The 11344-nt window shown below is 67.5% G+C and carries 8 protein-coding genes and 1 pseudogene; 2 read left to right on the forward strand and 7 right to left on the reverse strand.

Annotation, left to right across the window (positions count from 1 at the left end; translation table 11 throughout):
- The 3 genes and pseudogenes from FGL94_RS14885 to FGL94_RS14895 form a co-directional block, all read right to left on the reverse strand.
- A pseudogene (locus FGL94_RS14885) lies at positions 1-142 on the reverse strand (homoserine dehydrogenase); the annotation flags it as partial.
- Complete coding sequence (locus FGL94_RS14890) at positions 139-732, reverse strand: amino acid-binding protein (protein ID WP_144927032.1); 594 nt, start codon at positions 730-732, stop codon at positions 139-141. The pseudogene FGL94_RS14885 and the gene FGL94_RS14890, both read right to left, overlap by 4 nt.
- 376 nt (positions 733-1108) lie before the next feature.
- Positions 1109-3298: an elongation factor EF-2 gene (locus FGL94_RS14895; protein WP_144927035.1), complete on the reverse strand. Its 2190-nt coding sequence runs from the start codon at positions 3296-3298 to the stop codon at positions 1109-1111.
- A gap of 186 nt (positions 3299-3484) precedes the next feature.
- On the opposite strand from FGL94_RS14895, the gene FGL94_RS14900 reads away from it, so the two are divergent.
- Complete coding sequence (locus tag FGL94_RS14900; RefSeq protein WP_144927038.1) at positions 3485-4126, forward strand: bifunctional 4-hydroxy-2-oxoglutarate aldolase/2-dehydro-3-deoxy-phosphogluconate aldolase; 642 nt, start codon at positions 3485-3487, stop codon at positions 4124-4126.
- A 470-nt stretch (positions 4127-4596) separates the two neighbouring features.
- On the opposite strand, the gene FGL94_RS14905 is transcribed toward FGL94_RS14900, so the two are convergent.
- From FGL94_RS14905 to FGL94_RS14920, 4 genes are all read right to left on the reverse strand, one after another.
- On the reverse strand, positions 4597-8718 hold the full coding sequence (locus FGL94_RS14905; RefSeq protein ID WP_144927041.1) for a DNA-directed DNA polymerase II large subunit: 4122 nt from the start codon (positions 8716-8718) through the stop codon (positions 4597-4599).
- Between the two features lie 16 nt (positions 8719-8734).
- Positions 8735-9154 (reverse strand): PPC domain-containing DNA-binding protein, encoded by a 420-nt coding sequence (locus FGL94_RS14910; protein ID WP_144927044.1) that lies wholly within the window; start codon positions 9152-9154, stop codon positions 8735-8737.
- Between the two features lie 219 nt (positions 9155-9373).
- Entirely contained in the window at positions 9374-9751 is a 378-nt protein-coding gene (locus FGL94_RS14915) for a NifU family protein (RefSeq protein WP_144927047.1), read from the reverse strand.
- A gap of 102 nt (positions 9752-9853) precedes the next feature.
- Positions 9854-10183: a DUF5783 family protein gene (locus FGL94_RS14920; RefSeq protein ID WP_144927050.1), complete on the reverse strand. Its 330-nt coding sequence runs from the start codon at positions 10181-10183 to the stop codon at positions 9854-9856.
- 217 nt (positions 10184-10400) lie between these two features.
- Here FGL94_RS14920 and FGL94_RS14925 point away from each other — a divergent pair, with 217 nt between their 5' ends.
- Complete coding sequence (locus tag FGL94_RS14925; protein ID WP_144927053.1) at positions 10401-11336, forward strand: hypothetical protein; 936 nt, start codon at positions 10401-10403, stop codon at positions 11334-11336.
- The last annotated feature ends 8 nt before the right edge of the window (positions 11337-11344 follow it).

Consider the following 11344-nt stretch of genomic DNA (forward strand, 5'->3'; position numbering starts at 1 on the left):
CGCCGACGTCCCGGCCGTCCGACCCGTCCGCGACGACCGCGCTCGACGAGTCCGCGACCGCCACGACCTCGTGGCCGTACTCGCTCGCGAGGTCGACGACCGAGCGCCCGACCGCGCCCGCGCCGACGACGGCGATTCTCACGCCTCCACCCCCGTGAGCGGCTCGACCAGCCGTAGCTCCTTCTGGTCCGCTAACTCGCGGACCGCCGTGAGCGCCGCCTCCGTTTCGCCGGCGCGGGCCTCCAGGCGAAGCCGAGCGCTCGACGACTGCTCGGTCCCCTGCGGCGCCGCCAGCGACACGTCGGCGACCGAGGCCGACTCGCAGGCCTCGATCCGCGAGAGCGTGTCCGACAGGTCGGTGTCGATGAGATGGCCGAAGAGGAGCAGCGTCACCTCCTCGGCGTATCGCTCCGTCCCCGCCTGCATCACGTTCACGCCCTCGGTCCGGAGGGACTCGACGATCCCCTCGAAGTGTTCCTGCGTCGCTTCGAAGTCGACCTCAACCGGGATCCGGCCGCGCGGGGTCTTGTTCCCGCGCTCGTGGTAGATCGAGAGGAGGTTCCCTCCGTTGTCGGCGATCGGGTGGAGGGCCGCGAGCAGCTGTCCGGGCTCGTCGACGAGTTCGAGCCGCACCGTGTGCGTCGACGGCGTCGCCGAGGCGTGGCCGCCGTCCGGGGTCGCGTCCTCGCCGTCTGCCGCCTCCTCGGGAACGCCGTCGCGGTGGTCGCTCACGCCGCCACCTCCGCGAGGTCCACCGGACCGGCGCCGGCGGTGATCGGTGGCAGAGTCGCGGTCGGCACTGTAGTCGCGGTCCGGCACGGCTCTGTCGGCGGCGCGGAGCGACCGCTTGCTGGCTCCGTCGCGATACGCCGAGCGGGAGTCGTGCCCGTCTGCATATCCGAAGCGAATCGTGGGAGCCGGTATAACCCTTCGGCGATGGCAGGCGTTGCCTCGCTTTCGATCGTGTGAACTCGCGGCACGGAACGAATGCGACCGGCAATGCGTCGAGTGGGGGCCGACGGTACGAGAAACGGAAAACGGAGATCGAAGGGAATCCGGCGCAGACGCGACCGGAGCTACGACCGCAGACGCGACCGCAGCGACCGACTCAGAAGTAGTCGATCGACTGCGGCAGTTCCAGCTTCATGCCCTTGCGCTCGCGGATCTCCATGATCTTCTCGCGCTGGAGGTTGTCGACGAGCACGCGGAAGCCCGCGTTCTCGGTGTTCCACGAGGCGCGGCCCTCGGTGGCCGAGCGGATGTCGGAGGAGAACCCGATCATCTCCTCGACGGGCGCGATGCCCTCGACGACCATGAGGTCGCCCTCCTGGTACATGTCGTCGACGCGGCCGCGGCGGCCCTGGATCTCGCCGGACGCCGCGCCCATGTGCTCCGAGGGCACGTCGATCCGGACGTCCTGGATCGGCTCCAGCAGGCGGACCTCGCCGTCGATAAGCGAGCGGTGGACCGCGTCGCGGACCGCGGGGATGACCTGCGCGGGACCGCGGTGGATGGTGTCCTCGTGGAGCTTCGCGTCGTGCAGCCGGAACAGCGACCCCTGGACCGGCTCGGCGGCGAGCGGCCCGTCGTCGAGCGCCTCCTGCAGCCCTTCGAGGACGAGTTCCATCGTCTCGTTGAGGTGCTGGATCCCCTTCGTGTCGTCGATGAGGATGTTGGTCCGGTGGATGTCCTCGACGTTCTGAGAGGTGTCCTTGTCCATGCCGGCCTCCTGGAGCGCCTCGCGGCGCTCCAGTTCGGGCATGTCCATCGAGACCTCGCCGAGCTGGATGGCGTCGACGATGTCCTGGTCCATCGGCTCGACGGTGAGGTAGAACTTGTTGTGGCGGTTCGGCGACTGCCCCTCGACCTCGCGGGACGCCTCCTGGGGCTGCTCGCGGAAGACCACGATCGGCTCGCCGGTGATGACCGGGATGCCCTGGTTGTCGCGGATCCGCTGGGTGATCACTTCGAGGTGGAGCTCGCCCTGCCCGCTGATGAGGTGCTCGCCCGTGTCCTCGTTGATCTCGATCTGGATCGTCGGGTCCTCCTTGGCGACCTGCTGGAGCGTCTCGATGAGCTTCGGCAGGTCGTCCATGTTCTGGGCCTCGACGGACTTCGTGATGACCGGCTCGGAGATGTGCTCGATCGACTCGAACGGCGTCATCTCCACGGAGGAGACGGTGGAGCCGGCGATGGCGTCGCGCAGTCCGGTGACGGACGCGATGTTCCCGGCCGGGACGCGGTCCACCTCCTCGCGTTCGGACCCCATGAAGAGCCCGACGCTCTGGATCCGGTTTTTGCCGGCTGTCCCGGAGACGTACAGCTCCTGGCCCTTCTCCAGCGTCCCGGAGAAGACGCGGCCAGTCGCGATCTCGCCCGCGTGCGGGTCCATGGAGATGTCGGTGACCATGAAGACGACCTCGCCGTCCTCGTTGACCATCCGCATCGTGTCGGCCAGCTCGCTCTCCGCGTCGCCGCGCCAGATGCGCGGGACACGACGGGGCTGGGCGTCGACCGGGTTCGGGAAGTGCTCACAGACCATGTCGAGCACGACGTCCGACAGGGGCGTCCGCTCGTGGAGCTCCTCGCGCTTGTCGTTCCGTTCGAGGTCCATGATGTCGCCGAAGTCCATGCCGGTCCGCTGCATCGACGGCATCGAGACGCCCCACTTGTACAGGGCGGAGCCGAACCCGACCGTGCCGTCCTCGACGGAGACGGTCCAGTCCTCGGGGATGTCGTCCATGTTCTCGGCCATCCCGCGGATGAGCTCGTTGACGTCGGCGATGACGGACATCAGCCGCTCTTGCATCTCCTCGGGGCCCTCCTGAAGCTCGGAGATGAGGCGGTCGACCTTGTTGATGAACAGCGCAGGCTTCACGCCCTCGCGGAGCGCCTGCCGGAGCACCGTCTCCGTCTGGGGCATCGCGCCCTCGACGGCGTCGACGACCACCAGCGCGCCGTCGACCGCGCGCATCGCGCGGGTGACGTCGCCCCCGAAGTCCACGTGGCCCGGAGTGTCGATGAGGTTGATGAGGTGGTTGGTGTCCTCGTACTCGTGGGTCATCGAGACGTTCGCCGCGTCGATGGTGATGCCGCGCTCCTGCTCGTCCTCCTTCGTGTCCATCGCGAGCTGCTCGCCCGCGGTGTCCTCGGAGATCATGCCGGCGCCGGCCAGCAGGTTGTCGGAGAGCGTCGTCTTCCCGTGGTCGACGTGGGCGGCGATGGCGATGTTCCGGATGTGCTCCGGGTTGTCCATCAGCCGCTCACACTCTTGAACGATCTTCTTGCGTCGGCCCATTATACCGCTTGTTACCGATAGGAGGGTCAAAAGGGTAGTGTTTCGTCTCGGCCGTTTCGACCGGATCGGCCCGCGATCGCCGCCGTTTTCGTGCCGATCGGTCGCACGATCGGGGGAGCCCGGCCGGGAACCGATCCTCCGTGCGCATCCGCGCCTATTTAAGTGATCGCTCGGAAACGGGAGCGTATGAACGAGACGCTCTCACGGATCGTCGACAGCGGCGTCGTCGCGGTGCTGCGCGGGGTCGAGGCCGACCAGCTGATCGGGATCACGGAGGCGCTACGCGAGGGCGGCGTCACCGCCGTCGAGATCACCGCGGACACGCCCGACGTCGCGGAGAAGCTCGGCGAGGTCGCCGGCTCCTTCGACGACGAGGTCGTCGTGGGCACCGGAACCGTCCTCGACAGCGAGACCGCCCGGACCACCCTGATGGCCGGCGCGGAGTTCGTCGTCTCGCCGAGCCTCCACGAGGACGTGATCGAGACGTGCAACCGCTACGGCGCCGTCAGCGCGCCCGGCGTGATGACCCCGACCGAGGCGATCCGCGGCTACGAGGCCGGCGCCGACTTCGTGAAGGTGTTCCCCGCGAAGACCGTCGGCCCGGCCCACCTCGGCGCCATGAAGGGGCCGCTCGGCCAGATCCCGATGATGCCGACCGGCGGCGTCGGCCCCGACAACGCAGCGGACTACATCGACGCGGGCGCGTTCGCGGTCGGCGCGGGCGGGGCCCTCGTCGACTACGACGCCGCCGAGCGCGGCGACTACGAGGCGATCACCGAGACCGCCCGCGAGTTCGTGCGGGTGGTCGAGGACGCGCGCGACGACTGAGAGTCGACAGCGACGATCTCCTTCTGAGCCGAAATAGGACGGCAGCAGCGGCGGCGCGCGCCTCCGAGTGGCCGACAGGCCACGAGGAGCGCTGCGCGAGGGACGCGGCGAGCGACCGGGCGACCGAAGGGAGCCCCGAGCGAGCCGCGAGGCTGGGGAGGTGTGAGGCTGCGGTTACGGGGCGGACGGGTGGGACTCAAAGGGGCAGCCGCGAGGACGGCGCAGGCGACGTAAGCACCGCAGCGAAGGAGCGGTAGCGACTGAGTGAGGAGCGCAGCGAGGGTGCGCCGTCCTCGCGGCTGGGGCTTTGGAGGTCGTCACCGCCGTCGATCCGTCCTTCGCCACTTATAAACGAGCGGCTGGGGCTTTGGAGGTCGTCACCGTCAGAACAAGATCGATCACGTATAAACGACCGACGACACCAATTACTACTCAGAAACCCGCAGAAAGCGCCTAGCAAGCCCGATCATCTACATAAAGTCCGCGATGCCGGACTGCTTGTTCGTGTCGTCTTCGAAGATCGACTCCAGCGACTGGTCTAACACCTTCAGCCGCTGTTTCGTGTAGGGCCGACAGCCGAACCGGTCGGCGACCTCGATCGCCGTGTCGACGTACTTGCTCACCGACCCCTCGTGGACGGTGAGGTTCACCCGGCCGCCGCACTCGCGACAGTCGCCCGACAGCGGCATCCGGCGGTACTTCTCGCCACAGTCGAGACACCGCGTCTCCTGTCGGGAGAACGCCCGGAGGTTCCCAATGATGTCCGGCAGGAAGTGGTACTCAATCACGCGCTCGGCCACGTCGGTCTCGTCGACCGCACGGAGTTTCCGGGCGAGTTCCAGTTGGGCGTCCATCTTCTCCATCATGTCGCCGAGCGTCTTGTACGCCGACAGATCGGGTCCCATCGCGATGTCCGTCGTGTCGTGGGTGTGACCGAACCCGTGGTACTCCTCGTCGGTCCCGAGCGTGTCCTCGCCGATCCGGATCAGGTCCTCGACCGACTCCGGATCGGCCATCTCCAGCGTCGCGTCGTAGAACTCGCGCGGGTACTCCCGCGCGATGTCGACGTTGTGCGCCTCGTCGTCGATCTCGGAGGGATCGATCCGCGAGGACATCACGAGCGGCGCGTCCATGCGACCGCCGCGCTGGTCGGGGAGAAACGTTTTCGAGAAGTTGAGAAGTCCGTCCATTAACAGCATCACGCAATCCTCGTCGCCATCACATTGCTTAGAATACAAATTATTCGTAACAAGTGTATGGGTCTCGGCGACAGTCACACAGTACGTGTGGTCAACATCGCTAGCGACGGGTTCGACGGTACTGATCTCGTCAGTCACGACCCCACCGTCAGCGAGAGCAGTCGTCTCGCCCGTAACAGATGACGGATCGGCACTGGCGGGACACGGGATATCGTCTCCAGCAGACAGTTCGCTTGCCCTGACATCCCGGAGCCCATCGGAATCGACTCGGAGCATTGTGTGATCAGGAGTCACGCGGATCGATCTACCACCGGCCGTTCGGACCTCGACGAGGTGATCCTGGCTTCGGTGTTTCGAGACGGCTGTTACGGGCTGTACGGTGGGTTCACCGTGTTCGTCAATCGAGCGGACATAAACGTCCGCGTCAAGTTCGTCGACGAGCGTTCCGAAGTCATCAGTCGCGGGATCGTCCAACCGATCCTGGACGAATTCTTCGATGGTCTCGCGGTGCCAACCCGCGTCGTCTCGGTACTCGATCTCCGTCTCCGGGTGGAAGCAGTTCCGCCGTTTCGCGGCGTGAAAGTACGGATGAGCGTATCCCACGGCGGCCGACGTGAACCCGACCACCCTCCCGACAGTCGCGGCGCTCGTGTGCGGCGCCATCCCGAAGACGAGCTCGCCGACGAGGTCGTCGCGTTCGTTCACCTCGTAGAAGCGGTCGAGCCCGTAGTACTGCTCCAAGAGGTCGTCGACGAAGTCCGCGGTCTTCAGCATGTGCTCCGCGGCGCCGTCGGAGAGGACGATGTCCTGCACCCGGAGCTCCACGAGCTGGTCGTCGTGGCGCAGCGGCTCGCCGTCGATGTCGGTCTCGTAGCCGATCTCCCGGAGGTGGTCCGCGGTGACGTCGAGTTCCTCCGGCCGGACCGACGTGACGGGGAGGTCTGTCATGTCGTACCGGACCGTCCCGTCCTTGAACGACGTGACGCCGTTCTTCGCGCGGAGGATCCCCTTCTCGATCGGCTCGGGGGTCTTGTTCCGCGAGGTGAGCCCCTGGACCCCTTTGAGGATCTCGAAGGAGGCCTCGCGCTCGCCGACGGTCTCCAGCGCGGAGCGGTACGCGTCGTTGAGGTCGACTTCCCGGTAGGTCGCCGCGGTCACCTCCCACTCGCAGCGCGGGCACTCGACGCGGCCGGCCTCGTCGGGCTCGCAGACGGTGCCGCAGTCGCCGCACTCGTAGTGGAGGTCGGTGTGGACCTCGCAGTCCGGGCACTGTGCCCGGTAGGTGTGCTCGCCGCACTCGGGACAGACGCGGTCGGAGACCTCTACCTCCAGCCGGCCTCGATGACCCGAGTCGTCCATGACGCTCGCGGCCTCCGCCACGTCGCGCTGGGGGCCGCCGGCCTCGTTGATCGGGAACAGCGTGTGGACCGCCGGCGAGAGGTCGCGGCTCTCCGACTTCTCCGGGCGGCCCATCCGGTTGCCGATCCGGGTCGGCGCGCGCTCCCGGACTTCGAAGGGAGCGACCTCGTTGACCGCCTTCACCGCGTTCTCGCCGTCGTCCCACCCGCGGGCCGCCGCGGAGAGGTCGTCCGCGCTCCACCCCTTCCGGAGCCCGTCGTCGACCCCGAGCGACCGCGCCAGCGGGCGCCACGTGGGGATCCGGAGCGCGTCGGGCGTCGCGGCGTGTTCGACCAGCAGCGACTCCAGCGCGGTCTGCGTCGTCTCCGTGCGCTCGATCGCGAGGACGCCCTCGACCACGTCCCCGGCGACGACGGCGTCGGCGAGCGCCTCGAACGCGTCGACCGACACGTCGTGCCAGAGGTAGGTGTACTCCGGGTGGAGCGGGCAGTCGTACTCGCGCGCCCACGCGAGCGCCTCGTCGACCTCGGGGCGTTCGAGGTCGACGTGCGGGTCGTCCTCCATGGCCTGCACGTCGGCGCCGGCGGCCTCGAACTCCTGGACCCACCACTCGTAGACGTACGACGCGGGTGCGAGCGGGTGGTTGTTCTCGACGAACTCGCCGTAGTTGACGAGGTACTCGCCCAGATCGAGCACCTTCTCGACGCCGTTCCGGATCTCCTTCGCCTCCTCGGGGTCGTCGATCCGCCGGACCTCGCCGTTCGCGAGCCGGACCGTCGGCCCCTCGATGGAGTCGACGGGGACGACCCCGTGGGCCTTCCCCGGGCGCTCCGTCTTGATCTGGGTGCCCGCCGCGAGGAAGTCGTCGACGAGGTGCATCGTCGCCGGGTGAACCCCGCCGGTCGCGAACCCGTGATTGCGCGCGCGACCGTATCGGAGCCGGAACCCGCCCGCCTCGCTCGGGTGAGTGAAGACGGGACGGCCCGCGATCAGGTCGCGAAGGAACTTCTGGGAGGACTTCGCGCGGAGCGGGCCGTCGAGCTCGGCGGCTCCCGAGTCGTCGTCAGCCGCACCGCTCCCGTCGCTTTCGTCGCCCTCGCCGTCACCGTTCGCTTCCGAGTCACCGCCGTCGCCGTCGTCTCCCTCTCCGTCGGCGCCCTCGGCGTCCTCGTCGCTCGCGCCGCCCCCGTCCTTCCCGATCGTCCCGTCGATCAGGTCCTGGAGCCACGGCCAGTCGACCTCGTCGAGGTCGCGGGTGTACCGCTGGATCTTCGGGGCCTTCAGCGCGATCCCCTCGGCGGCGACGAGACACATCCCGCCGCGCGCGGAGTTGGTGTCGACGCGTTCCAGGTCGCGGAACCCGGAGACCTCCTCGTCGCCCGTCGCCTCCCCGTCGAGCATGACGGGCATGTGCTGGGCGATGAACTTCGACTCCTTGTCCTTCGGCGTGTACTGAAGCCCCGTCTCCTTGTCGTAGAGGGCGATCTCCTCGGCGTACCGCTCGACCTCCACGTCGCGGGGTTTGTACTCGTCGATGCCCAAGAGCGACCGGGCGTAGTCGGCGACGAGCACGGACAGCGCCTGCGCGGTCCCGCCCGCAGACCGGATCGGACCGGCGTAGTAGACGTTGACGAACTCGGTGCCGTCGTCGTTCTCCAACAGCTCCACGCGGTCGATCCCCTCGATCGGCGCGGCGACGACCCCCTCGGTGAGCAGCGCGACCGCGGTCCGGACCGCGCCCTCGACTTTCCCGGCGCGGGAGTCGTAGTCGCCGACGGTCCCCTCGACGAAGTCGGTGACGAGCTCCAAGGCCGCCTCCTCGCGGGACATCTCCCCTTCCAGCTCCCGAACGCGCTCCGCGACGCCGTCGATGCCGAGGATGTTCTCGACGCGGTCGGCCATGTCGCGGGCGATCGGGATCTCGATCTCCGGTTTCGGGTCGTGGCCCTGCTCCTTGGCGGCCTCGGCCACGTCCCACGCCTCGTCGAGCCGGTCTTCGATCCGGGCGAAGTAGCGCTCGTCGTCCGGCCTCATCGCCGCGCGCCCCGCCTCAGAGCCATAAGTCGAGGTCGGTTGCCTCGTCGTGGGAGCGCTCCAGCGGCTCCGCGAACGCCCGCAGGTGGCACTCGCCGGCCCAGACGGTCGCGGAGTCGAGGTGGCCCGCGAGCGCCTGCCCGCTCGGTCGCGACAGCACGACGTGCGTGTGCGCGAACACGTCGCCGTCGAGCAGCGAGACGTTGCCGACGCAGGCCGCGACCTCCAGCGGCTCGTCGAACGTCACCGAGCGATACTCGGTCTCGTCCTGGTCGTAGAACCACACCTCCGCGTCCTGTACGGCCCCGAGCGCCGTGAACCAGCCCGCCTCGACGTCCTCCGCGCGGGCGAGGTCCTCGATCTCCTCGCGCCAGTCGGCTCCCGTCTCGAACCGCGCGACGTACTCCGCCGTCGGCTCGACTTCCCGATGGTGCATAGGAATCGTCCACGACCGCCGGGGGCAAAAAGCCTTCAGTCGCGCCGTGAGAAGAACTTAATATAGCGGTATTTGGTTTAACTATACGCAGCACGGGTCAGCCACGTCGACACGGAATCAGCTATAAACGCCCCAATTCGCGTGATCTCGAGCGAATAGCTATCGAACGTGAAAAACGGAAGAACGGAGCCGCGAGATCGGGAAACTCGGATAAACCGCTCAGAACGGGGCCTGAGGGCCTTCGTCGTCGCCGCCGTCGTCGGTGGTTTCACCGGGGAAGGAGGGAGACATGCCGCCGCTGCTGGTGCCGCCGAGGTCGCCGTCCGCACCTGCGCCGGCGCCCGTGTCGGCGTGAACCGTCTCGATCTCGGGGATCTCCTTGACCATCCGGGACTTGATCGCCTGGATCGTCATCGGGGAGATACCGCAGCCGGAGCAGGCGCCGCCGAGCTGGATCGTGACCTCGCCGTTCTCGCGGTCGAGGTGGCTGATGGCGGCGCTCCCGCCGTGCATCTGGATCTGCGGGAAGTTGCGCCGCAGGAAGTTCGTGATCCGCTCGCGGAGGTCGTTGTCCGCGTCAGTCGTATCCGTGCTCATGCCCGCGAGTTGGCGTCCGGACGGCTTATGCCTTTGGTTCGGCGGGACGCGAGCCGTGAGAACCGTCGTATCTGACGGTGAGACGGGCGGAACGCGGCGGTATCACTCCGGCCGATCAACTCCAAGCGTTCGGTACAGTTCCGTCTCGATCCGGTCGACGTACTCGTCGAGCGTCTCCTCGAACGTCTCGTCGTCGACGGAGACGGCCCCTTGGATGCGCTCGCGGGGGTTCTCGGGGAGCTCGACGCGGAACTCGCCGTCATCGTAGAACGGCTCGGACTCGTTGAGCACCGTCTGGTCGATCCCGTGGATCAGCTCCGAGTCGTACCGGTCGTTCATCTGGTTGAACGCGTTCTTGTACGCCCGCTGGAGCTCGTTGAAGTAGTTCGCGTACTTGTCCTCGAACTTCTCGGGGTCGAACTCGTCGGCCATAGGCGATCCGACGGCACGGCGGGGAAAAAGCCGGTCGATCGTCGCTCACGGGACCGGAACCGACGGGCGAGGCGGTCGTAGCCGTCGATCGGGGGATTGGGGCTCTCTCGAGTGTTTAAATTATATATCGCTATATTAAATGTGCATTCGTGGGCTAGCTGTGCCCCATCGAGAGACTCCCCACAAGACCCTTCACGCGCTGGCGGACAGGGCGAGTATGCATCGACGCCCCCTCCTCGTTGGCCTCTCGGCCGCTCTCGGGGCGTTCGCCGGCTGCAACACGCCGGAAGAAGGATCGAACGAATCGGCAGACGAACCGACGACGGGAAACGAGTCGGCCGACCCGGGAAACACACCGGGACCGACAACCGACTCGGAGTTTGCCGGGATGTCGGTGCCAGACCTTCCAGGCGAGAACGAGGTCACTTGGTACCACGAGTCCGACGAAACGGCTCAGGGATTCGTCCGTCCGAGCGCCGAAAGGACGGAACTGCCTGCTCAGATCGACTTCACGTATCACAATCGGTCGGAGGAGCCGACCAGCTGCGGCCATTGGGACCTCTACAAACTGCGGGGCGACCGATGGTTCCACATCGGACCGTTAGCTCACGACGGCATCTGCTTCAACCTCTCGGCAGGCGAGAGCGAGACGTGGACGATGGCGGCGGCGACCGGTGAGATGGACGACGAAGCGGACGACGAGAGTGCGGAGCGCTATCCCTACCTCGGTGGAGGCCACTACGCCGCCGTCGCGGGATACGGGCACGCGACATCGGAGAGCGCCGCCCTCGTCGAGTTCGACGCGCCGCCGGTCTCCGTCGTGCCGGCGGACGACGCGACGAGCGAGTCGGACGGGACCACGGTAACCGTCACGACAGACGGGTGGCGGGCGGCGTCGGACGGCGACGACGGAGATCGATCCGTCCTCGCGCTAGAGCGAGCGCAGACGGCCGACCGCGCGCTCATCGCCGAGCAGGTGATGCGGTGGCGGAACCGAGGCTACCGAAATCTGCTCGCGTTCGTGGGCGAAGATACCGAGCGGGTGGTCCTTCGGACGGACAGGCGAACGGCCGACCGGGTCGTCGACGACGACGAGACGGTCCGATTCCGGTACGCCGATCGGGCGTACCGCCTAACGAGAGGCGAGCCGTGATCGGAGCG

The sequence above is a fragment of the Halorubrum salsamenti genome (assembly GCF_007671685.1).
Classification (GTDB): domain Archaea; phylum Halobacteriota; class Halobacteria; order Halobacteriales; family Haloferacaceae; genus Halorubrum; species Halorubrum salsamenti.